Genomic DNA, 23,142 nt, shown 5'->3' with positions numbered 1-23,142 from the left:
CTATTCGACAGGAGCGCTACCTATGGCCTTCAAACTGACCGACTACGAAGCCTATGATTTTGCCAATCGCCGCCATATCGGCCCCAGCCCGACCGAGATGCGCGACATGCTCAAGGTGATTGGCTTCAAGACGCTGGACCAGCTGATTGACGCGACGGTCCCACCGGCGATCCGGCAGAAAGACCCGCTGGACTGGGGTCCGGCGATGACGGAACGCGATGCGCTCTTTCACATGAAACAGGTGGCGGGCAAGAACAAGGTTCTGACCTCGCTGATCGGCCAGGGCTATCATGGCACCACCACGCCGGCGCCGATCCTGCGCAACATCCTGGAAAACCCGGCCTGGTACACCGCCTATACGCCGTATCAGCCCGAGATCAGCCAGGGTCGGCTTGAGGCGCTGTTGAACTTCCAGACCATGGTCAGCGACCTGACCGGGCTGGACGTGGCCAACGCCTCGCTTCTGGACGAAGCGACTGCGGCGGCGGAGGCGATGGCGATGGCCAAGCGCGGTGGCCGGTCCAAGGCCAACAACGCGGCTTTCTTTGTCGACCGCAACTGCCACCCGCAGACCATCGCGGTGATCAAAACCCGCGCCGAGCCTCTGGGCATCGACGTTCAGGTTGCCGATCCGGACACACTGGATGCAGGGTCAGTGTTTGGCGCCATCTTCCAATATCCCGGCACCCATGGCCATGTGCGCGACTTCACATCGGAAATCGCGGCGCTGCACGAACATAAAGCCATCGCCATCGTCGCCGCCGACATCCTGTCGCTGGCGCTGCTGAAATCGCCCGGTGAGATGGGCGCGGATATCGCTATCGGATCGACCCAGCGCTTTGGCGTGCCGATGGGGTATGGCGGGCCGCACGCGGCGTATATGGCGACCACCGACAAGCTGAAACGCTCGATGCCGGGCCGGATTATCGGCGTCAGCATCGACAGCCGGGGCAACAAGGCCTACCGCCTGTCGCTGCAAACCCGTGAACAGCATATCCGCCGCGAAAAGGCCAATTCCAACGTCTGCACCGCGCAGGCGCTGCTGGCGGTGATTGCCTCGATGTATGCCGTCTATCACGGCCCCGATGGCATCAAGGCCATCGCGCAATCAGTGCACCGCAAGACCTCGCGCCTGGCCGCCGGTCTGGAAGAGGCAGGCTTTGCGGTTGAGCCGGAGGTGTTCTTTGACACCATCACGGTTGAGGTCGGCCACCTGCAGAGCGTGGTGATGGAGGCCGCCGTGGCCCGGGGCGTCAACCTGCGCAAGGTGGGGACCAGCCGTGTCGGCATCAGCCTGGACGAACAGACCCGCCCCGAGACCATCGAGGCCGTCTGGGGCGCTTTTGGCATCGACAAGGCTGATGACAGTTCCAACAAGCTGTACCGCCTGCCCGATTACGCCCTGCGCGAAAGCGAATACCTGACCCATCCGATCTTCCACAAGAACCGGGCCGAGGCCGAGATCACGCGGTACATGCGCCGTCTGGCCGACCGTGATCTCGCTTTGGATCGCGCGATGATCCCGCTGGGATCGTGCACCATGAAGCTGAACGCGACGATCGAGATGATCCCGGTCACCTGGCCCGAGTTCGGCAATCTGCACCCGTTCTGCCCGCAGGATCAGGCGCAGGGTTATCATGAGATGATCGACGATCTGAACGACAAGCTGTGCCAGATCACCGGTTATGACGCGATCTCCCAGCAACCCAACTCGGGCGCGCAGGGGGAATATGCGGGGCTGCTGAGCATCCGCAATTACCACTTTGCGCGCGGCGAAGGGCACCGCAATGTCTGCCTGATCCCAACCTCGGCGCATGGCACCAACCCGGCCTCGGCGCAGATGGTGGGCTGGCAGGTGGTGCCGGTGCAGGCGGATGACAAGGGCAACATTGATCTGAATGACTTCCGCGCTAAGGCGGAAAAACATTCCGATCATCTGGCCGCCTGCATGATCACCTACCCGTCGACCCATGGCGTGTTCGAGACCACCGTGCAGGAGGTCTGCCAGATCACCCATGACCATGGCGGCCAGGTCTATATCGATGGCGCCAACATGAACGCCATGGTGGGCCTGTCGCGCCCCGGGGACATTGGCGGTGACGTCAGCCACCTGAACCTGCACAAGACCTTCTGCATCCCGCATGGCGGCGGCGGCCCCGGCATGGGTCCGATCGGCGTCAAGGCGCATCTGATCGAACACCTGCCCGGCCACCCGGAATACGGCAGTGCCGTGGGTCCGGTCTCGGCGGCGCCCTTCGGCTCGCCGTCCATTCTGCCGGTCAGCTGGGCTTATGTGCTGCTGATGGGCGGCGCTGGCCTGACCCAGGCCACCAAGGTGGCAATCCTGAACGCCAACTACATCGCCGCGCGGCTGGCTGAGGCCTATCCGATCCTCTACACGTCCGAGACAGGTCGGGTGGCGCATGAGTGCATTCTGGACACAAGACCCCTGGACGAGGCCGCCCATGTCAGCGTCGACGACATCGCCAAACGTCTGGTCGATAGCGGCTTCCACGCGCCGACCATGAGCTGGCCGGTGGCCGGAACCCTGATGGTCGAGCCCACGGAATCGGAACCCAAGGATGAGCTGGACCGCTTCTGCGACGCCATGCTGTCGATCCGCTCGGAAGCGCAGGACATCATCGACGGCAAGATCGATGCCGAGAACAACCCGCTGAAAAACGCCCCACACACGGTGCGCGATCTGGTCGGCGACTGGGACCGGCCTTACAGCCGCGAACAGGCCTGCTTCCCCCCGGGCTCGATGGGCGTCGACAAATACTGGTCCCCCGTAAACCGCGTCGACAACGCATACGGAGACAGAAACCTAATCTGCACATGCCCCCCAATGTCAGAATACCAAGACGCCGCAGAGTAAACACAATACCCCCCCGCCAACAGGCGGGGGGGCCTGCAAACCTGGGTTCGTCCCGTTTCATGTACCACCCGTACCTAGCCGTTTGAGGAACAATGAAACACTATGTCCTTGGAAACCCCAAACTTTGCCCGGTCGACTCACGGCCTTCGAAACCAGGAAGGCTAAAACACATAGAAGTCATCCTAAGCGACGAGAATGAAAAAGCGTCTGCCGAAGTGGTCATTGAATTCTATCGGGCTTTGAACACTCTGATTGAAGATCACACCTATGTTGTCAATCTTTGTGTACCAACCGAACAACCAGCGGGTGGACCAATGTACTGGTCAGGTCGCACAGCAATTTTCTGGGGTGATCTTGAAAACACCTGGAGCTTGAATGGTCCGCACAAAACCTGGGCTTCGCAGGTACTAAGCCAATCGCCCAGATCCATCCTCGTAGGTGGTGCTATTTTCGTGCTGGCAAGACTTCGGCGCGCGGACCAAACGGCAGTGGCAGTTCACCCTAACTTCAAAGCCGCAGCACTCGAAAATGGGATCACAAGCTGCGGCCGCGGAACCAGTCTGGCGTTCGAGGGGAGTGCGCACAGTGCGGCCACTAGGCTGAGCGCGCTAAAACTGTTGTCCGAGTTCGTGTCAATTGACCATGGCGAGCATCTGGCGGATCTTTTGCGCGCCTATATCGGACTGTCGGAACCGCAGTACAAACACGAAAGCCAATTGGCGACCCGTTTGGTACGTCGCGCAAAAGGAGATCAGTTGATCCTGCGCGTCTTGGATACAATGCTGGACAATATTGAAGATCCAATAAGGATTTCTGATCTGGCTGCAAAAGTGAAAACATCAACGCGTCAGCTTCAACGTCAATTTCTGAAAAAGACGGGTACAAAGCTGTTAGCAACTTACAAGGAACTTCGCCTAGAACGCGCGCATAGCCTTTTGCGACTCACTGACATGACCCAGATTGAAATCTCAGTAGCGACCGGCTTTTCCTCAAGCGTCGCATTGGCGCGCGCTTTTTTCGAGCACTACAATACGCGGCCGGAAAATATTCGAACTCAGCGCTTTCATGGAAAAGACGGCACGCTGAAGGCAAAACACACTCAATTCTAAACAGAGCTTTGATAAGTGACGCGCCAAATTTTCAACAAGTAGCGACCCCTGATGCGCTTTAACATCCCGTCACCGGTAGTCATGTAACAACGACATCGCAGACAACGCCAACTCAGCGAAGGCCGATTTTGGCAAGCCGTTCGCAGAGTGATTGAAACACAGCATACAGCACTGGGATCATAAGCAGACCCAGCGTGCTGTCCAGAACCATGCCAAATAGCACGGGAAAAGCTATAGACACGCGCGCGGCAGCTCCAGCGCCGCTGGACAGAACCAGGGGAAGCACGCCGATGATGAAACAAAGACCCGTCATAGTAACCGGTCGGAATCGGACTTCGGCTGCTTTGAGGGCAGCGTCACGGGTACTTGCTCCGCTTTCGCGTTGTTGATTGGCAAACTCAACCACCAAAATTGCCTTCTTAACAGCCAACCCAATCAATAGAACCATCCCGACCTGCGCGAAGATATTGCTTGTCAGGAAAGGCAACAACGCCAGAGGGATAAGCGCACCCAAAAGGGCAAAGACTGTTGAGGTGACAATCGACAGGGGCAATATCCAGCTTTCATACAAAACCACCAGAAACAGGTAGGCCAGTAGGACGGCAGAGAGCATGATGTAGGCCACCTGACCCTGCGATTTGACCTCTTGCTGGGTTACGCCCGCCCATTCGATCCGAAACCCGACTGGCAAGGTTTTGTCAGCAATCGCTTGCACGCCCTGAATTCCATCTCCGGAACTTACCCCCTCGGCCAGTTGTGCGCTGACCGACGCAGCTGTGAAAAGGTTGTATCGCGGAATTGAATCCGGGGCCAATACGGGTTCACTGCTAACAAAATCACGCAGTGGCAACGTGTCGCCGGACGCGTTCTTGACGTAGATATTGTCCACGTCATCAAGCGTTTGCCGAAACTCAGCGTCGGCTGAAATAACCACCTAGTACACCCGCTCGGACAAGATGAAGTTATCCACGTAATACGAGCTGAGATTGGCCTGCAGAGCGGCAAATATATCGGAGACACTCACACCCAGGGTCTCGGCCCTATCGCGATCAACCGTTAGCCTGTACTGAGGGGTCTGTCCCGCGAAATTGCCGTTTGCACGCACAAACTCAGGCGCTGCGTTCAACGCCGTTACGAACGCATTCATGACCGAATACAACTTGCCGCTGTCTCCGCCGTGCAAATCCAGCAACTCGACCGATATGCCCCCCGTCGATCCCAGCCCGTGAATAGTCGGGAAAGGAAACACATAGCTTTCGGCCTCTGGCAGGGTCGCCAGTTGGCGGTCGAGGCTTCGCAGGATCGCGCCCATTTGGAGACCCGGTGTTTTCCGTTGATCCCAGGGTTTAAGCGCGACAATCGCCATACCTGCATTTGAGCGGCCACCAGCCAGGATGCTTGCCCCGGACACGACGGATACATTTCCCACGCCAGGGCGTCTTGTTGTCTTTCTCATGTCCCACTCCTCAGTGGTTACGATGAGCCAGAAACTCTCCCTTATCAAATGCAGCTATTTGAACCCATAGGTGCTGACGTCAGACAGAGCAATCATTTTGCTGAGTTAAAATTCAAATCCATACCGAGCGTTTTAGTAATTTGAATGGCCGCTTCTGGCGCATTTGATACGGCATGTGCGACTTGCGGCCTATCGGAGGCTTGGGCTCGTTTCTGACCTCGGTGCCGTTGCAGCAAAGCCCCCTGCCCCGCTAAAACTGACACGAGGACGGCCCTTTCCGAACATTGAGTACTCAGGCAAGATTCTGCGGGCGCAGCCCGCTTTGCGGTCATTCGCTGCAAGCGCATAATTTAACTGCTAACGAATTCACACATTGCGGACGAAGCTGACCTTTGGTAGAAACTTGATTTTCAATCTCGTTCGTACGATCTCCAAAGCGTTACTGCCTCCTCAATTCGATTAACCGTTCTCTAAAACTTCTGAACCAACAGATTTAATTTCCTGTAGCAACAACTCGAGATCGCTTATTCTTGTCCTGTGATTGCATATAGCGGCTCGCAAACAATGACGCCCTTTGACGGTTGTATCCGATACTGCCGCGGTACCGCTTTCCTGAAGGCGGATCATGATCTCTGTATTCAAAGCCTCCAACGCATCGTCAGCCAATTCGGCAGGCTTGAAGCGAAAGCAAACAATGTTGACTGTCGTAGGCGCGACCAGTTCTAGCTCGGCATCTTCATTCACCATTCCAGTCAGGTAGCGGGCCTGTGCAATATTCTGGTCAATTAACCGCCCGAATTTCGCAACGCCATGTTCCTTCAGTGTTAGCCATACTTTCAGTGCCCTGAAGCCACGAGAAGTCTGAAGATTGTAGTCCTGAAGATATTCTGCTGCTGCGATGCCGCGAGGTTTTTCTTCAAGGTATTCGGGGTGAACCGCGAAAGCGTCCCTATGCAGGGCCGCGTCCTTGATTAACGCACAGCCAGCCTCAAATGGCACATGCAGCCATTTGTGAGGATCGAGTGCCAATGAATCAGCGTCTCCGATGCCGTCCACAAGGTGTCTGTTCTCAGGTGCAATTGACATCAGGGCACCGATACATCCATCAACGTGTAGCCAGAGACCCTCTTCGTCGCACAATTGCCGGATCGCTTTCACGTCGTCGATTGCCCCAGTATTCACTGTGCCTGCTGTCGCTATCACGCAAGCAGGTAGGCGGCCTGCATTGCGATCTTCTATTATCTGTTTTCTAAGTTCCGCCAAGTCCATGCACAAAGCTGCATCCGAAGGCACGCGACGCAATGCTTTGTTCCCAAGCCCCAAAAGCTCGACAGCCTTCTGGTGACAGCTATGGGCCTGGTCCGAAGCGTAGTATGATAGTGGCTGCTCAATCGCAGCTACTCCGTCCGATCGAATATCAATTCCGGCCATGGCGTTGCGCGCCACTGTAAGCCCTACAATGTTGGCCATTGAACCGCCGCTGACCAATGTTCCGCTCGCTGTTTCAGGGAAGCCCATCATCTCTTTTAGCCAATTTGTAACTTGGCCATCCATCAGCGCACCTGCGAAATTGCCGCCTCCGAGGTTGGACCCATCAATCGCCGCTAGAAATTCTCCCAATGCACCGCTGAAACTACCTGAACCCATGTACCACATCCAAAACCGTGGATGAATGTTGCCCATCGGATAAGGAAGGAGGTTTGATCTTAGTTCCGCATAAACATCGTTGAGAGCTTTCGACTCGAGCGGTAATGGTCCGGCGTAAGCTTTGCGAACAGCGGCGGGCATTTCCTGCCAAAGTGGACGGTCGCGGACGTCACGTACATGAGAAATCGCATCGTCGATAATCTGGTGCGCCGTCGAATGAAGGGCCGCCCAATCTGGTGGATCGAGGCCTTCTTCAATCTTGGGTCGATTATCTTCTTTCATGGCGTCCTCCAATCGGAAAAGAGTAACTGGAGTACAAAAATTTGCAAAGGTGTGTCTGCTTTGGGCTCAAACCGGTCATCTGTCGGTTTCAATAGGTCATCGGGTCGGTTCAGACGGCATCAAGGTCAGCAACGCGGGACTAAGCGGACGTACGCCGCACTAATGCAAGTGATCCTGGGAAGATTGAGACCAAGCCGCAAAAGCCACTTAAGATCGAAATAGTTCGAGACCAATCGAAACTATACAGTTTCTAAAACCGCTGCCGTCTTAGTCAGGGATTTCCACGGTTCCGACAATATGAGTTCGCCTCAGGGGCAGCGCTTGGTATGCTGAAGCGATATCTGTTGTCGCGATACCGCTGCCAGTCATCCCTTCGTAGCGCCCCGTCCCGGTGACGATTTCCCAAGTGTTTGCCTCGCCTTTTTCCCCGGCCTTCCATCGCATGATAAAAGTGTCATCACCTTCACCGAAAACGCATATTCCATTGATTGAGTTGGTGCCGTCTTCAAATCCAAATCCCGAACCCAAACATCTGGCAGGCCCGTCATCCATTGGACCCTCAATTACTTCGAAACCACCCGTATTGTCCGTTAGGTGAAAAATGTGATCACCAAGGTCAAAGTTCTCTTGGTTTAGAGGGTAGACATTGTTGATCTCGATGCGTTGCTCGTCAGCACTGGCGGCAACACCGAGTGTCGCCAAAAGCAGGCTAATCCGTAGGGCTCTCATTTGGTTCTCCAAATAATGCCGCTCATCTTAAGGGCCTTCGAAGCATTTACAATCAGCAAAACTCTAGTGGCCGACCACTTATGGTGTAAGGGGTAAAGCGCTAATGGAATGTCGAGTTGGGCTCAGGCCAGCCATTCGACGGTTTCGGTAGTTCATCGGGACAGTTCAGACGCCAGTAATGTCAGGAGTGTGGACGAAGTCGATGTTTGTGGCCAACAAACGCAACGGAGTAGACCCAGTTTACCTTTGTTCTCGCGGGAGTTGGACCAGTTGTGTAATAAGCACACATGCCGATTGCCGCTCCTAAATCAATATCGAGGTCGAACAAAATGCATTTTCTCAGTGTCATTCTTTACCTCGTAGCGTCCTTCGGCGTATTGGCAATGGGATTAAAATACGTCCGAGCAGAACCTCCTTTGGACTATCACGCTGAAATCACCAAAAACGACGAACTCAGCGAAGCAACTCTGCGAATACTTGGTGCCCTTTACAAAGTGATGGGCGGTGGTTTTTTGTCACTCGGGATTGTTTTGGCCATGCTTACGCTATTTGGCGTTTCGAACGACCTACTATGGGCAAAACTGGCAATCCTAGGCGGCGCTCTTGTCGCTGGCAGTTTTTCCGCTTTTTTCCCTCGTGAAGTTGAGAGGGCGACTGGCGTAAGAACACCTTGGCGGATCGCAGCCTTGCTGACGGCACTGGTCGGAGTTGCTTTTGTGATTTCAGTTATCTGAAAATTCGCATACGCGTATTTATTGTCGAGCGAACTCAAGTGATCGTGTTTTCGAATTGCTGCGTTGCACAGTTGAATTTAATCTGACAGCCTAGGGGCTACTGGTGGTCGTTAGGGTCACCGCAGCATCCAATTCAGGGTCACGGTTCCAGCCAATTGAGGACGGCCCATTCCAGACACTCAGCGCAGCTGTCGAATTCTGTAGTCGCAACCCGCTTTCCCGACATTCGCTGCACGCGCAAGCTCAGGAACTGAGCGAACACACGGCCTGCCGGGCAAATCCAGGCCAATCATGCTAATCTCTTCCATAGACGGCTCCATTCAGGCTGTTTGCAAACCCACAATGGCACATCGAGGCCAGCGGGGGCGTGTACACCTTCAAAACCACATTGAGTGAGCTCCAATTTAGGTCGGCTGTTTGGGCGTGGCCCCGGCATAGTTTCGGGCCTTTGACATCTTTCCAATTCCTGGGTTGAAGGAGTTGGTCGGATCGCAACATCGGTAATGTTCCGCCAAATCGGGTTTCGCCGCATATAGGTGGCCCACATTGTGCTCAGCGGGGTATTCCGCACCCCGCTCATCAAACAGTTTGAGCATCGCTGCCTTCAGTGCCTTTGGATCTGCACCTTTTCGGACAACATAATCCTGATGCATCACGTGGCACAGGAAATGCCCATAGTAAAGCTTATGGACGAGTTGATCACCGATCTCGGGCGGTAGATTTTCCAGCCAATCCTGATCATTTCGACGCAGGGCGACGTCCAATGCGATGATGTCCTCAACCTCATCTGCGTGGATGGCCATGTAGCGCACGGCAGCCCCCGCAGCGGCGAACCGATGAAGGCCGGCGATCTTGGCCTCACGCGCTGTGCATTCAAAGAAATCGGCATCGCGATCCTTCAGAAAGCCGGGCAACCATTTGGCAGCCTCATTGATCCCGCCGCCCTTCAATTTGAGTATCAGGTGATGTTCAAAACGGTCACGGAATTCCAGCATCCGTTTCGGCAGAACACGCGGCCATAGCGCTACGGCCATTTGCATGAAGCGGTCAGTAATACTGCTCAGGAACGGAACGCGGCGCAGCCATGCATCCACTGCCCCTTTAATGGCAAAGAACATCGGCAAGCGGTCCGTGCCCAGCTTATCGATCATCACGACCGTGTCCTTGCCATAGCGCGCGGTAATATCGAACACGTCGCGGTGCATGTATTCCGCAGACACCGGCAAGTCCTTAAACTCGGACAGAATGTGGTGGCGTAGGGCGGCCAGATCACCCGGATCGTTGGTGCCTATATAAAACACCTTCTCAGCGTCGTTCTTGGGAAAGGTATCAAGGCGCACGGCAAACACCGCCAGCTTTCCCGCGGACCCGGCGGATTCATATAGCTTTGCTTTGTCCGCGTTGAACCGCGCCGGCGTTTCAGCGTCCACATCGCGCACGATTTGCGCATAGTCGCTGGCCGAGGCGCGTTTGTTGGTGTGTTCCGGTGTCCGGTCGAATGTGCCGGAGTCTAGATTGGCCAGAATTTCCTCGGGCGTCTCGCCCAGATCAATGCCCAGATGATTGACCAATTCCAAATCGCCCTTTTCGGTAATCCGGGCATAGACCGATAGCTCGGTGTAAACCGGTCCACGCTCAACAAGAGAGCCGCCCGAGTTGTTGCACACACCACCAACAATGGACGCCCCGATGCACGACGAGCCTATAACCGAATGCGGCTCGCGCCCCAGCGGAGCCAGCAGTTTTTCCAAAGCAAACAATGTGGCCCCCGGAAAGCTGACAATCTGCGCGCCGTCATTCAACGGAACTAAGGTATCCATCCGGCGGGTGTTAATCAGCACCACATCTCGGTCATATCGGCCCGATGGGGTCGAGCCTTCGGTCAGACTGGTGTTGGCCGCTTGCATGATGACGATCTTGTCTGCCGCAACGCAAGCCTGCAGTACCTTCCATTGTTCCAGCAGCGCACCGGGCTGAATAACGCACAAAGCCTCGCCCTGGCCCGAGCGAAAGCCCCGGCAAAAACGCTCTGTTGCGCGTTCGCCGGTCAGAACGTGCCGAGCACCGACGAAGGAACGGAAGGTTCGGATCAGATCCTCATTCGTCATGCCGCATCCCTTTGTTGTCTGATATTGGGTGCGGTGTCCCGAAACCGGATATTGCTGCGGTTCAGCTGATCGATACAGGTTACACCCATCAGCTTCATATCGCGCTCGATCTCGGCGCGCATCAATCCCAACGCACGTTCGACTCCCGCCTGCCCCGCAGCGGCAAGCGGATACAGATAGTGGCGCCCTACCCCAACGGCCTTGGCCCCGAGCGATAGCGCCTTCAACACATGGGTTCCGCGCTGGATACCGCTGTCCATCATTACATCCAGCTTGTCACCGACCGCATCGACAATCTCAGCCAGTTGGTCGAAAGGCGTGCGCGAGCCGTCCAACTGACGACCACCATGGTTTGACAGGATAATCCCGGTACATCCGATCTCGGCCGCGCGGCGGGCGTCTTCGACGGTCATGATCCCCTTCAGACAGAACTGACCGTCCCAATCGCGCACCATCTGGGCAACGTCCTCCCAACTCATCGACGGGTCGAGCATATCGGTGAAATATCCGCCGATAGAACTGGCGCCTCCACCCATATCCACATGTTCTTCCAACTGCGGCAGACGGAATCTCTCATGTGTAACGTAGTTGATCCCCCACTTCGGCTTGATCGCGAACTGGATCATACCCCCCAGCGTCAGACGGAAGGGGATCGAAAACCCGGTCCGCAGGTCGCGTTCGCGGTTGCCTCCGGTGATTGAGTCCACCGTCAGCATCATCACTTCGACCCCCGCCTCTTTGGCGCGTTGCATCATGGCGGTGTTCAAGCCGCGATCTTTGTGGAAATAGAATTGATATACCTGCGGGTTCTCGTGCTTTTGCCGCAGCTCTTCCAACGACACGGTACCCAACGAGGACACGCCGAACATGGTGCCGTATTTTTCGGCCGCTGCGGCAACAGCTCGCTCGCCCTGATGGTGGAACAGGCGCTGTAAGGCGGTGGGCGAGCAATAGACGGGCATGTCCAGCTTTTGCCCCATCACCGTGACAGACATATCCACTTCTGACACACCGCGAAGAACCGAAGGCAGCAGATCGCAGCGATCAAACGCGTTGGTATTTTCGCGGTACGTCACTTCGTCATCAGCTCCACCATCGATGTAGTTAAAAATGGGACCCGGTAGCCGTTTCCTGGCCAGCAGCCGGAAGTCGTGGAAGTTATGACATTGGCTCAGACGCATCGGGAAAGCTCCTTTAATAGGCGACCGAGGGCAACCAGGTGGCAAGAGTTGGCCACAGGAAGACCAGCGCCAGACCGGTCAGCTGCAGCAGAACGAAGGGGATAATGCCTTTATAGATGTGCATTAGCTTGATTTCGGGCGGGCAGACGCCTTTCAGATAGAACAGGGCGAAGCCAACCGGCGGTGTCAGGAAGCTGGTTTGCAGCGTCACTGCGACCAGGATCACGAACCACACCAGCGCAGGTTCATCCAGAACGCCAAAGCCAGGGATATCGATACCCAGCCCGTTCACAATCGGGCGCATCAGCGGCAGCACGATCAGCGTGATCTCGATCCAGTCCAGTACGAAGCCCAGCAGGAAGACGATAAACAGGATGAAGAGGATGGTGCCATTTGCGCCAAACCCAGTGGATTGAACAACATGCTCGATCAACTCATCGCCACCAAGTTCACGCAGGACGTAAGAAAAGACAGTCGCGCCAAGGAAGATCGCAAAGATATAGGCGGTGGTGTTGAAGGTCGACACCAGCACGTTCCACAGCTTGTGGAAGGTCAGTTTGCGATATCCCAATGCGAGCAGCGTCGCGCCCAAAGCACCGATGCCAGAGGCCTCGGTCGGTGTGGTCAAGCCTGCGAAGATCGAGCCCAGTACGGCAAGGATCAGGATAAGCGTCGGAATGACGGCGATCAGCACATCTTTAACGGCGGCCCAGTCGGGGGCTTTGGCACCTTCGGGCACAGGGGCCGCGTCGCGATTTACCAGTGCAAAGATGAAAATGAAGGTCAGATACAACCCGCCGATGATTACACCGGGGAAGACGGCTGCCATGAAAAGGTCTCCGACCGACAATGCCATCTGATCGGCCATGATCACCAGCATGATCGACGGCGGGATCAGGATGCCGAGCGTGCCAGAGGCCGAAACCACGCCAGCGGCCAGTGTCGGCTGGTACTTCTGCTGCATCATCGACGGCAGCGACAGAACCCCCAACAACACCACGGACGCACCAATGATACCGGTTGAGGCCGCCAGAATAATCCCAATCAGCGTCACGGTAATTGCCAGACCGCCGCGTACAGTGCCGAACAGACGCTGCATCGAAGTCATCAGACGCTCGGCCACGCCGCTTTCATCCAGCATCAGACCCATGAAGATGAACATCGGCAAAGCCACCAAAACCGCGTTGGACATGGTCGCATAGACACGGTTCACCACCGCTCCCAGGGTCAAATAGTCCAGCCCGGTAAAGGTGCTCTCCAACCCGGTCCACAACATCAGGTCGTTGTCGAACAGATAGGCCAACCCACAGTATCCCACGCCGACACCTGCCAGAACCCAGGCCACCGGGTAGCCGGTGAACAGCAATGCGATGAAAGTCAGGAACATTGCGATTACCAGCTTTTCCTCGGTTGTTTCGACGAGGAAAGCCAGTCCAACACAAACTGCGGCGAACACAGCCAGCACCAACAGAATACGTCGCAATGGCGCGCCTTCACGCTCGGACGCCGGCCCGTAAAGCAACGCATGCCCGTCATGGATCAATCGGGCCAAGGCGGCCAGCGCGAGCAAGACAAAGCTGATCGGAATAACCGCTTTGAGCGCCCAACGAGCCGGCAGACCAGTGGGACTGTCCGAACGCTCGTTAACGCGCAAGCTTTCATAGAAATAGTCATACCCCTGATCGATCATCAGATAGATGAACGGGGTCAGCAGGGTCAGGATGCCTATCACTTCAATGACCCTCTGAGACCGGCGAGACAACTGCATATGCAGCACATCCACCCGCACGTGGCTGTCGGTGATCAGCGCATAAGAGATGCCGACCATCGTGACAATGCCGTAGAAATGCCATTGGATCTCATCCAGTTTGGGATAGTTCTGGCTCAGCAAGTACCGCAGTGCGACCTGGGTAAAGATCGCTCCCATCAGCAGGACATTTGCCCACATAACCACATGACCAACAGCCTTAACGCTTGCGTCGATGGCAACGGCAATTCCCTGACGGTCGGTTTCGGGGTGTTCCAGGATGCCTTCATAGGCTTCGACCGGATCGGTAAGTTTATTTTGCGTGGTCATGGTCATTCCTCGCTCAGCAGCCCGGCACACAGGCAGTGAAAAGTTAGAAATTCCGAAGATCAGGAAATAAGAACCGGAGCGGCGGATGACGCCGCCCCGGTAACGTCAGCAAGGGAGTTTACTGACGCGGGAGGAACGCGTTCGTCTTCCAGAGACCATAGCCGTCACGGAATTCGTTCATGTCGTCCAGAACTTGTGCGAAGAAGGCGTCATTGGCAGCCTCTTCAGCGGCAACCTCTTCCCAGGTCGCACGGAAGGTGTCGAGCATCTCGGGCGACCACTGCTTGATGGTGACACCGTTGTTTTCAATATTGTCGAGCAGCGCGGCGTGCTGGATCGCTTCGCCTTCGGCAAAGCTGTCCGTCATCGAGGCCTTACAAGCACTTTCGATGATCGCCTTGTGCTGGTCGCTGGATTCGTTCCAGACGTCCTTGTTTATCAACAGTTCGAATACGGTGGCCTGCTGGTGCCAACCGGGGAAGTAGTTGAATTTAACCAGCTTGTGGAAACCCAGGCGCGCGTCGATAGCAGGCATCGAAAACTCGGTTGCGTCGATGGCGCCTTTTTCCAGCGCGGGGAAGATCTCACCACCCGGCAGCAGCGAAGTTGCTACGCCCAGCTTCTGCATCACTTTGCCGCCCAGACCAAAGAAGCGCATCTTTAGGCCATTCAGGTCTTCTGGAGAGTTGATCTCGGTCGCGAACCAGCCAGAGGTTTCAGGCGCAATAACAGCGCAGGGCAGAACGTGTACGTTGTAGCCTGCTTGATCATACATTTCCTGATAGAGGGTCAGGCCGTTGCCGTAATAAAGCCACGCCATGTATTCGCCAGCCTCTGGACCGAACGGAACGGCCGAGAACAGCGGTGCGGCCGGGATTTTGCCGGCCCAGTATCCGGCGGTGGTGTAGCCAGAATTTATCTTGCCGGTGGACACAGCGTCCAGAATTTCAAACGGTGGAACCAATTTGCCCGGCTCGTACACTTTCATTTTCAAAGTGCCGCCCGACATCAGCTCAAGCTGCTCAGCAACGCGCGGGATCGGTGAACCAAGGCCCGGAAGCTCGGTCGAAAAGGCAATCGGGGTTTTCAGCAGTAGCTTGTCAGCGGCAACCGCAGGTGCGGCCAGCAGGCTGGCGGCCACAGCAAGGCTCGTCAGGGTCTTCTTCATGAAATCTCCTCCAGGGTAGGTCGGGGCACTTTTACCCCAATCAGTGGCGCGGGTTCTTCCAGCACCGCTCCGGTGGTAAATTAACTTTACCAAACAAATCCAGTCAACAAGTTTATTTACCACTGGCTATTCATTATGCGCTAAATCAAGTAGAATTCAGTAAGGTTCAGGATATGACCCGAAGACGACCCAAAAAGAAGAATCGACTAAAATCTATTCATATCATGCTGCTAAGTTCGAAGTTCTTGATGAGCGTTGTAGCTTGAGTTTTGACCAGCTATGGATATATTTATTTACCAGTACTCTTTAGTTTTGGCATTGAGCGGAGATCAGAATCATGAGCCCCACAGCGATATTTGAACCTGTCGGCCACGAATTGCTGGCTCAAGCTGTCGTGGCTCAGATCGAGGACCTGATCGCCTCGGGCGTCCTGAAACAGGGCCGCAAACTGCCCTCGGAGCGAGACCTCGCCGAGATGTTGCGCGTGTCGCGCCCGAAACTGCGCGAAGCCCTGTCTGTTCTGGAAGAACGCGGCCTGGTCACGACGCAACATGGTGAAGGGACCTTTGTCGCCGCACTAACCGGACAGGCCATGATGCCTGCACTGCTCGCGCTCTATGAGCGACATGAGCCCGCCTTTTTCGATTATTTGGAATACCGGCGTGAACAGGAAGGTTTTGCCGCCCGCCTTGCCGCGCGACGCGCTACAAAGGCCGACCAAGAGAGGATTGCGGAGATTTTGGTCGAGAATGAGCGCGCTTGGCGTGAAAACGATACCAAAGCTTCTCAAGAAGCGGATTTTGCGCTGCACTCTGCAATCGTCGACGCCAGCCAGAACGCAACCCTGATCCATATCATGGCTTCGATCTACGAGCTCACACGTAAGGGTGTGTTCTACAACCGCGACTTTCTGAAAACAATTGACGGCACTGGAAAGCAGCTACTGGACCAGCATATGGAGCTCGGCCAGGCAGTAATTGACGGCGATGAGCAACGCGCCGAAAAAGCCGCGACTGATCACATCGACTTCGTCGAAGAGTCCTTTAGGCTGGGGATCGAACGCAACCGCAGAGAAGCGATAGCTGAAAAACGCCGTCTGCTGTCGGATTACAAAATGTCGTAGCTCTCTATGGCTATCGGGATGCATCACACGCTATTGGGCCAGATCGAAGAAAACACGTATTCTGATGCCTTGTCCGGATTTGTTGCGAAGTATTGGTGGGTCTGAGGGAAAACTTTGTAACAGCGAGCTAAACGCCAGTTTAGCAAATTCCCGAAATGAACAGGCTCGGCCCATTCCTGCCGTTGGCTAGAGGGTCAAGATGCTGCAATGCGGCCCGTCAGAGCTGTCGTTCGCTGTAACTGCTAAACTTGGTGATGGGCAAATTCACAGTTCGCGGACAAAGCTGCCGGTTGCTGAACGTCTGCTTCCCGTTAACGCTAAATCTCAGACGATCCACCCAAAGACATACCCCGCCCCGAGCGACCCCAGAACTGCAAGCAGCAGATAGAGTATGAACGGTTGCAATTTGAGCACCGGTGCGATGACCATAGCACCCCAGATGCTGACCGCGCCGCCCGAAACAAGGAACGCCATTGCCGCGCCTTCGGACATGCCGTTGTCGATCAACCCGCGTGTCAGCGGGAGCGCAGCGTAACCGTCGATATAGGCCGGGGCACCGACGAAGACAGCGGCGGGTATGGCCCACCATTTGTCTTCGCCAACATATGCTGCCAGTGCGCCCGGTGTAAGGGCCGCGTTCAAGGCATACTCCGCGGCAAATGCCGGGATCAGGCAAATCAGGATAAGCCGCGTAGTTGCCCATGCCTGTTTGCCGAAAGAATGACGTCGCGCCTCAGACCGCCAGACCCAAGGATCAAAGGGCTGCTCTTCCCCGCATCGTGCAGCACTTAGCTGGCGCGCCAGGCCATTGTCCCGAAGCGCATTCATGGCCCAGGGCGTCTTGGCGAACAGGCCGGTGATCGCGCCGCCGAATAGACCCAATCCGAAGGCGGCAAGCGTCTTGCCAATCGCAAAGCTCAAACCAAGGGTTGCCGCTGTTGTCGCGAGCATTGCGGGGTCCGTTATCGGAGAGGACAGCCAGAATGCCATGATCGGAGCGAGTGGCACGCCCGCTGCCAGCAATCCGGCCATCAAAGGCAGCACGGTCACACCGCATACGGGCGTGATGGCTCCAATGAGCGAGGCCGCCAGAACCGTTCTCAGTGTCCTGCCCTCGAAGGCACCAGCGATGTGGGTATCCGCGCCGCTTGCGATGATCCAGGCTGCAAGCACGATGCCCGGAATGACGATGGGGGCCACGACAATCAGGCCCCATAGGACAAACTTTGCTGCGTTTGCGGCGTGTTCCGGCCAGGTAAGACAGACGCCTGCCAGCAGCAGCAAAGACACGCCCCACACCAGGGGTTTCCGGTTAGATGGTCGGTTGGCAGCTGACTGCTCTGACATGGGATACTCCTCTGACCTTGAAAAATAGTGCGGCACAAGGCATCTGTGAAACGCATAGTTTCAATTTCCGGTATTGGAAAAACAGATGGAAAATCTGGATAGCGATCTTCTGCGAACTTTCGTCGCCGTGGCTGATGCCGGAAGCGTCACGGACGGTGCTGCCCGCATCCACCGGTCGCAATCTGCGACAAGTCTTCAGATCAAGCGCCTCGAAGCGATCCTGGGTCAGCCGGTCTTTGACAGGCATGGTCGCGGCGTGGTCCTGAGCGACACGGGACGAAAGCTATTTCCAGTCGCGCAGGAGGTGACGGCGCGTCTCGACGCGGCACTACGAGAAATTTCACAGAACACAGTAAGCGGCAGACTGCGTTTGGGCATACCCGACGATCACGGGCGCGCCAGGCTTGCGGCGATCATTGCGACCTTTGCCCGTCAACATCCGAAAGTCGAACTGGATGTCACCTGCGCCTTGAGCACAAGTTTTCCAGAAGCCCTCGATAAGGGGTCGCTGGACCTTGCGGTCTATGAGGTGGAAAGCCCGTCCAGTCACGAGGAGGTTGTTTATGAAGACCCGACATGTTGGGTGTCGTCGGCGCACCGGCACTTTCGGGCCGATGAAAGCCTTCCCGTGGCCTTGTTCGATCATGCGTGCTGGTGGCGCGACGCGGCAGTCATTTCATTGCAAGCCCGTGGACAGCCATATCGCGTTGTCTACTCCAGCCAGAGCGTCTCTGGCGTGATCGCAGCAGTAGAAGCCGGGATCGTGGTGGGTCTGCTCGGTCGCTCCTCGCTGCACGGCGGTCTATCAGTGGTGAACGATGCATTGGGCCTCGGAAACACGCCTGCCTCCAAGCTGGTGATGGCATCCAGCAAGCCGAAAGAACAGGGGCCTCAGGACGCTATGAAGGCCGCGATCCGAGCCGCATTTATGGCCAAGCCATAAAAAGCTGACTTTCACTGCGTTCTGTCGAATGGGCAGGTCGGACTCGGTTGCTGACATCGGAGGCAGCGCGGCATCCTGTGGTATGACGTCTGTGTCAACGTCGGGTTGTCGTTTTGGGAGGGCATGGCGGATCGGAGGATCAGTCATGGAAATACCAAACTTACCTGCCATTCGCGCACTTCGGCCAGCCTGGAACAAGGGCCGCATCGTCGGTCAGAAGCGGCCACTGAAACCTAAGCATGTCTGGGCAATCCGGGTGCGGCTTGAATTGGCAGAGAACCATCGTGATCTTGCTCCGTTCAATATGGCAATCGACAGCAGGCTTCGCGGCTGCGACCTGTGAAGATGAAAGTTGTGGATGTGATGGCGTCTGGCCAGATCAAGGAACGCGCCTCAGTGCTGCAGAGCAAGACGCAGAAGCCAGTCCGGTTTGAGATATCGGAAGGCACCCGCACATCCGTCGAGAAATGGATGGAAGACGAACTGATGATCGGATCAGAGTATCTTTGGCCGGGCCGTTTTCATGAGCGTCTTCACATATCGACACGCCAGTATGCGCGGATTGTTCGGGACTGGGTCACGTCGATCGGATTGGAAGCCAGTGCATATGGCACGCATTCGATACGGCGCACGAAGGTCACTCAGATCTACAAGAAGACAGGCAACCTTCGCGCCATTCAGCTTCTGTTGGGGCACACAAAGATGGACAGTACGGTCAGGTATCTTGGTGTTGAACTTGAGGATGCCTTGGCCATTGCTGAAGCCATTGAAATCTAAAACTCAGGGCCGCCTGAAAGGACGGCCCATTGCTGCCATTGCCCGAGGACTAGCGATGCTGCAGTGCGGCCCGTCGGAGGAGACATTCGCTGCGATAGCAACGCAGGAAAGTGGGCGAAGATCTGGATCGCGGGTCTAAGCCGAGATGTAACGTTAACGGACGATGTTGCAGCTCCGCCCAACAAACCAGCTGTTTATGGATTGTGGTTTCGTCATGACCCAGAAGCAACTGGTGATTGGGATGGCCTCTTTGTACTTCGAAAGTCTCGCGTTCAGTCCAGCATCACGGCTCGAACATCTGATCAGTCAAACTTGGTGATCTCCAATGCTCGTACCTTCAGCCAATTGATCGCCGGATTGTAGCGGCTGCGCTCGTGACGGACCAGATAATAGGGAAAACCGCAACTCGGCTGAAACGGCGCTGAACAAAGAGAGGTCAATTTCTGGACTTGCTTTGCCAGCCGCTTGGGAACAGCTGCAACCGCATCCGTCTGCCCTACCAGGAAAGGCAGCGTGGTGAAGAAGGGCTGCTGGAATACGGCATTCGAAGCGTTTCCGTCTTCCCGCATGATCGTATCCGGTTTTAAACTTGTCGTGCCCGGAAAACTGAACTCGATTAACCGGTAAGGCGCCACGTCTTGAGGAGTAAAGGCCCGCTGTGGCGCTGCGTGTTCCTCGAGCGGATGGCCTTTTCGGAAAAGAATTTCGTAGGTTTCATCAAATAGCTTCTGAATGAGCAAGTCGTTCCTGGCATCCAAATCCGCGTATAGCAGCAGATCAATTGCTCCTTTTTCCAGATCGCCAAAACTTTGCGGCACCAGTGGCGAAACCTCGAACCTTAATGCTGGTGCGGTAGCGGCAATGACCTCCATCATTGGTCCCAGGACAGCCGCGACGCCGTAGTCTGTCGAGGCGATGCGATAGCAATAGTGGGACTGTGCCGAATCAAAGGCGGAAGGTCTGAAGACGTCAGCTATCGCCGATAGCGCTGCATCGACAGGCTCATTCAGGCTCAGAGCATGATCCTTTAACTTATATCCAGACTGTGTTCGGATCAGCACGGGATCTCCTATCAGGTCGCGTACCCGGGCGAGGATTCGACTGGCGGCAGGCTGGCTGATCCCCAGATGCATTGCCGTGCGTGTTACGCTGCTTGTTCGCAGCAGGAGCTGCAGGAACCGTAGAGTCCGCATGTCCAGAGAAGTTAGTTCGCCATCCATTTTTTGCATGTCCACCATGCTTTTTGCGTCATCCCAACTATGCCGGTCGTGAGCTAACTGACAAGTGAAACCCAACCGGGCGCCCTCAATCAGGTGTTTTGTCTAAGATTTTTTGGGTGCGAAGGCCGTCAAACTGAATACGAAAGGGCAGCAGCAGTGATTACACGACGCATATTCAACTCAATCGCGATTGCAACATCCATGACCGGAGCTTTCGCCGCCCGGCCCAGCACTGCGGAGGCATCCGGTGACGTAGATCAATTGGCACTTGGCTCTTACCATGTTGAAACAGTGTCCTTTGACAGCTCTGGGGAAACCCTTGTTGGAAAGTTGTTGAGACCTGCTTCAGAAGGGTCTCACCCGGCAGTCGTGATCATCGGGCCTGTTGCATTCGTGAAAGAACAGTCACCCGTGCAATATGCGACCCGCCTGGCATCACGTGGACTGGCCGTTCTGATATTCGACCCGCGCTATCATGGAGAAAGCACAGGCGCCCCCCGACGCTACGAGTTGGGCGAAGCCAAAGTTGAAGACTGCCAAGCGGCCCTCGGATTTCTCTCCGCTCAGGAAGGCATCGACGCAAACCGGCTTCACCTTCTCGGGATTTGCCAGGGCGTCAACTGGGCGATTGAAACAGCGGTGACAGACGATCGCGTGGCGTCTCTCGGGGTTGTCGCGGGTCATTATCTGACCGCGGAAACCGCCAGAATGTACCTTGGCAGTGATGCCGCAGTTGAAGCGCGTATGGAGCGCGCGACCAAAGCAGCCGCCGATTTCGAAAAAACGGGGGAAGCAAGCTACATTCCGATCGTCGGCTCTGAGGATGCCCTTCTGACCGCAACAGCCATTGCAGACTGGTACCTGCCCTGGGACAACAGAGCCCCCTGGCTGACTTTCAAAGGCGGGTGGGAAAACCGCATCACCGCGATGAGCGAAGCGGGCATTTGGGGCTGGCGGATCGACGAAACAGCACCTCAACTGAGCCTGCCCGTATTGATGATCCATGGCGACAGGGCTGCAAGCGGTCAGGACATTCCGCGCCGGATTTTTGAAGAAATCGCGTCAGAGCAGAAGACGCTACATTGGATCGACGGTGCCAACCAGCTTCAATTTTACGAAGACCCGCTGATCATAGACACCGCCGTCAATGCGCTTGTTCCGCATTTTCTGGCCTTCGGGTGAAGCCTTTGATGCAGACTGCTTGGTTCGTTACGGCTGCCCCAGAGCAATCATTGCCGGAAAATTGGGCGGCAACATCAAAGCGTAATTACACAGGAGAATTATTTGAGATGAAAGTTCTTTCGTTATTGGTCGCTTGCACCGCGGCCTGCCCTGCTGTTGCCGAACAGGAGCTGCCGCCCTTTACCGAAGCGGTTTTACCAATGGGAAACGATGTCTATGCCGTATCGATAGGACCGGGTGGGCCAGATGAAGAGTTCGGCTCGGACGCCACTAATGGCGGGCTTTATAAGGTTGCTTCCGACGGTGCGTCGGAAGAAATCAAACTCTCGGATGGGCAAGGCCTGCGCAACCCGACAGGAATGGTGCGTTCTGGCAACCAGATTGTCATTGTGGATGGCAATGAGGTCATCTCTACCGCTTCGGATGGCACAGTAAACTGGCGGCAGGCTCTTGATAACGAGGGTGTTTTTTTCTATGACATTGAAGTTCTCGACGAGACTACCCTTCTCGTGAGTGATTTTGGGCGCGGCGCGTTCCTATCGGTTGCAACCCAGACTGGGCAAATTCAACCTTACCTCGGCGATTTACGTATCAGTGGACTTGCCCGCTTTGCAGTTGCAGAGACAGGAATTTACGCCGTCTCTTGGGGCAGCGACGACGCATGGGACAGCGCCTTGTATTGGGTGCCGCATTCGGACAACGGGCATACCGCTGCAACACTTTCAGACGGCTTCGGCAACTTGGAATCCGTTGAATTAATCAACGACATAGTTGTCGTCGGAGGTTATCGGGGTCACAAGGCGCACCCGAGTGCAAAGCTTATGCGCGTTGAAACTAATGGAACCATTCTTCCACTGGACGCCGGGTCTCATTCGCGCGGGATTTCCGATATTCTTTTCGATGGATCGTCGATATGGCTGACTTATTTCTATGACGCATCCTATGCGGAGTTGCCCTCTCAGGCGGCACAAAATCTGGACTAATAGACGCATTTACTCTGGTTTTCATGGCGCATGGTTTCTGCCTGTAGCATATACACCGGGAGCTAACTGTCGGCCCAAAGCTGCCCTCTATAACGATAGACGTCTCTGCGATGCAGCTTCTACAAAGCGGACGTTGATAGTCAGCGCAGCATTCCGAGGGTGCCGATGACAGTTCTGCAGGAATAGCCGTCGTCGGAG

The 23,142-nt window shown here is 55.7% G+C and carries 15 protein-coding genes and 2 pseudogenes; 8 read left to right on the top strand and 9 right to left on the bottom strand.

Features of this window, described 5'->3' with window-relative positions:
• The first annotated feature begins 22 nt into the window (after positions 1 to 22).
• Both gcvP and SJY13_RS22340 read left to right on the top strand, forming a co-directional pair.
• Complete coding sequence (gene gcvP / locus SJY13_RS22345; protein ID WP_377192351.1) at positions 23 to 2,878, top strand: aminomethyl-transferring glycine dehydrogenase; 2,856 nt, start codon at positions 23 to 25, stop codon at positions 2,876 to 2,878.
• 92 nt (positions 2,879 to 2,970) lie between these two features.
• The gene (locus SJY13_RS22340) at positions 2,971 to 3,987 is read left to right on the top strand and encodes a helix-turn-helix domain-containing protein (RefSeq protein ID WP_377194482.1); all 1,017 of its coding nucleotides are present in this window, start codon (positions 2,971 to 2,973) and stop codon (positions 3,985 to 3,987) included.
• Between the two features lie 112 nt (positions 3,988 to 4,099).
• Here SJY13_RS22340 and SJY13_RS22335 read toward each other — a convergent pair.
• From SJY13_RS22335 to SJY13_RS22325, 3 genes and pseudogenes are all read right to left on the bottom strand, one after another.
• Positions 4,100 to 5,443 (bottom strand): annotated as a pseudogene (locus SJY13_RS22335) (efflux RND transporter permease subunit).
• Between the two features lie 459 nt (positions 5,444 to 5,902).
• On the bottom strand, positions 5,903 to 7,372 hold the full coding sequence (locus SJY13_RS22330; protein ID WP_377194480.1) for a pyridoxal phosphate-dependent decarboxylase family protein: 1,470 nt from the start codon (positions 7,370 to 7,372) through the stop codon (positions 5,903 to 5,905).
• A gap of 267 nt (positions 7,373 to 7,639) precedes the next feature.
• Positions 7,640 to 8,113 carry a hypothetical protein gene (locus tag SJY13_RS22325; RefSeq protein WP_377194478.1) on the bottom strand — a complete coding sequence of 158 codons (474 nt, stop codon included), beginning with the start codon at positions 8,111 to 8,113 and terminating at the stop codon, positions 7,640 to 7,642.
• Between the two features lie 275 nt (positions 8,114 to 8,388).
• On the opposite strand from SJY13_RS22325, the gene SJY13_RS22320 reads away from it, so the two are divergent.
• Positions 8,389 to 8,835, top strand: a complete 447-nt coding sequence (locus tag SJY13_RS22320) for a hypothetical protein (RefSeq protein ID WP_377194476.1) — start codon at positions 8,389 to 8,391, stop codon at positions 8,833 to 8,835.
• Positions 8,836 to 9,239: 404 nt separating this feature from the next.
• On the opposite strand, the gene dld is transcribed toward SJY13_RS22320, so the two are convergent.
• From dld to SJY13_RS22300, 4 genes are all read right to left on the bottom strand, one after another.
• Positions 9,240 to 10,943 (bottom strand): D-lactate dehydrogenase, encoded by a 1,704-nt coding sequence (dld, locus tag SJY13_RS22315; protein WP_377194474.1) that lies wholly within the window; start codon positions 10,941 to 10,943, stop codon positions 9,240 to 9,242.
• A complete protein-coding gene (locus tag SJY13_RS22310) occupies positions 10,940 to 12,124 on the bottom strand; it encodes an alpha-hydroxy acid oxidase (protein WP_377194472.1) in 1,185 nt (394 codons plus the stop codon). Before SJY13_RS22310 ends, dld begins: the two co-directional genes overlap by 4 nt.
• Positions 12,125 to 12,137: 13 nt before the next feature.
• Complete coding sequence (locus tag SJY13_RS22305; protein WP_377194470.1) at positions 12,138 to 14,201, bottom strand: TRAP transporter large permease subunit; 2,064 nt, start codon at positions 14,199 to 14,201, stop codon at positions 12,138 to 12,140.
• 118 nt (positions 14,202 to 14,319) lie between these two features.
• Positions 14,320 to 15,369, bottom strand: coding sequence for a TRAP transporter substrate-binding protein (locus SJY13_RS22300; RefSeq protein WP_085824863.1), 1,050 nt, complete (start codon positions 15,367 to 15,369; stop codon positions 14,320 to 14,322).
• A gap of 337 nt (positions 15,370 to 15,706) precedes the next feature.
• On the opposite strand from SJY13_RS22300, the gene SJY13_RS22295 reads away from it, so the two are divergent.
• Positions 15,707 to 16,492 carry a FadR/GntR family transcriptional regulator gene (locus tag SJY13_RS22295; RefSeq protein WP_377194468.1) on the top strand — a complete coding sequence of 262 codons (786 nt, stop codon included), beginning with the start codon at positions 15,707 to 15,709 and terminating at the stop codon, positions 16,490 to 16,492.
• Positions 16,493 to 16,816: 324 nt separating this feature from the next.
• Here the strand turns inward: SJY13_RS22295 and SJY13_RS22290 are convergent, their stop codons facing one another.
• Positions 16,817 to 17,839, bottom strand: coding sequence for a permease (locus tag SJY13_RS22290; RefSeq protein WP_377194466.1), 1,023 nt, complete (start codon positions 17,837 to 17,839; stop codon positions 16,817 to 16,819).
• An 85-nt stretch (positions 17,840 to 17,924) separates the two neighbouring features.
• Here SJY13_RS22290 and SJY13_RS22285 point away from each other — a divergent pair, with 85 nt between their 5' ends.
• A complete protein-coding gene (locus tag SJY13_RS22285) occupies positions 17,925 to 18,782 on the top strand; it encodes a LysR substrate-binding domain-containing protein (RefSeq protein ID WP_377194464.1) in 858 nt (285 codons plus the stop codon).
• Positions 18,783 to 18,927: 145 nt separating this feature from the next.
• A pseudogene (locus SJY13_RS22280) lies at positions 18,928 to 19,559 on the top strand (tyrosine-type recombinase/integrase).
• A 302-nt stretch (positions 19,560 to 19,861) separates the two neighbouring features.
• Here the strand turns inward: SJY13_RS22280 and SJY13_RS22275 are convergent.
• Positions 19,862 to 20,797 carry a LysR family transcriptional regulator gene (locus SJY13_RS22275; RefSeq protein WP_377194462.1) on the bottom strand — a complete coding sequence of 312 codons (936 nt, stop codon included), beginning with the start codon at positions 20,795 to 20,797 and terminating at the stop codon, positions 19,862 to 19,864.
• A 183-nt stretch (positions 20,798 to 20,980) separates the two neighbouring features.
• Here SJY13_RS22275 and SJY13_RS22270 point away from each other — a divergent pair, with 183 nt between their 5' ends.
• Together SJY13_RS22270 and SJY13_RS22265 are read left to right on the top strand one after the other, a co-directional pair.
• Positions 20,981 to 21,961 (top strand): alpha/beta hydrolase, encoded by a 981-nt coding sequence (locus SJY13_RS22270; protein WP_377194460.1) that lies wholly within the window; start codon positions 20,981 to 20,983, stop codon positions 21,959 to 21,961.
• 8 nt (positions 21,962 to 21,969) lie between these two features.
• On the top strand, positions 21,970 to 22,944 hold the full coding sequence (locus SJY13_RS22265; RefSeq protein WP_377194458.1) for a hypothetical protein: 975 nt from the start codon (positions 21,970 to 21,972) through the stop codon (positions 22,942 to 22,944).
• Positions 22,945 to 23,142: the final 198 nt, after the last annotated feature.

It is taken from the genome of Ruegeria meonggei (assembly GCF_042768335.1).
Lineage (GTDB): Bacteria > Pseudomonadota > Alphaproteobacteria > Rhodobacterales > Rhodobacteraceae > Ruegeria > Ruegeria meonggei.
This window is presented reverse-complemented; position numbering and strand designations above follow the sequence as displayed.

Excerpts from the sequence above, each read along its gene's own strand:
- SJY13_RS22270 (WP_377194460.1), top strand. The coding sequence starts at position 20,981 with ATGACCGGAGCTTTCGCCGCCCGGCCCAGCACTGCGGAGGCATCCGGT.
- SJY13_RS22295 (WP_377194468.1), top strand. The coding sequence starts at position 15,707 with ATGAGCCCCACAGCGATATTTGAACCTGTCGGCCACGAATTGCTGGCT.
- SJY13_RS22300 (WP_085824863.1), bottom strand. The coding sequence starts at position 15,369 with ATGAAGAAGACCCTGACGAGCCTTGCTGTGGCCGCCAGCCTGCTGGCC.
- SJY13_RS22340 (WP_377194482.1), top strand. The coding sequence starts at position 2,971 with ATGAAACACTATGTCCTTGGAAACCCCAAACTTTGCCCGGTCGACTCA.
- SJY13_RS22320 (WP_377194476.1), top strand. The coding sequence starts at position 8,389 with ATGCCGATTGCCGCTCCTAAATCAATATCGAGGTCGAACAAAATGCAT.
- SJY13_RS22330 (WP_377194480.1), bottom strand. The coding sequence starts at position 7,372 with ATGAAAGAAGATAATCGACCCAAGATTGAAGAAGGCCTCGATCCACCA.
- SJY13_RS22310 (WP_377194472.1), bottom strand. The coding sequence starts at position 12,124 with ATGCGTCTGAGCCAATGTCATAACTTCCACGACTTCCGGCTGCTGGCC.
- SJY13_RS22305 (WP_377194470.1), bottom strand. The coding sequence starts at position 14,201 with ATGACCACGCAAAATAAACTTACCGATCCGGTCGAAGCCTATGAAGGC.
- SJY13_RS22265 (WP_377194458.1), top strand. The coding sequence starts at position 21,970 with ATGCAGACTGCTTGGTTCGTTACGGCTGCCCCAGAGCAATCATTGCCG.
- dld (WP_377194474.1), bottom strand. The coding sequence starts at position 10,943 with ATGACGAATGAGGATCTGATCCGAACCTTCCGTTCCTTCGTCGGTGCT.
- SJY13_RS22285 (WP_377194464.1), top strand. The coding sequence starts at position 17,925 with ATGGAAAATCTGGATAGCGATCTTCTGCGAACTTTCGTCGCCGTGGCT.
- SJY13_RS22290 (WP_377194466.1), bottom strand. The coding sequence starts at position 17,839 with ATGTCAGAGCAGTCAGCTGCCAACCGACCATCTAACCGGAAACCCCTG.
- gcvP (WP_377192351.1), top strand. The coding sequence starts at position 23 with ATGGCCTTCAAACTGACCGACTACGAAGCCTATGATTTTGCCAATCGC.
- SJY13_RS22275 (WP_377194462.1), bottom strand. The coding sequence starts at position 20,797 with ATGGTGGACATGCAAAAAATGGATGGCGAACTAACTTCTCTGGACATG.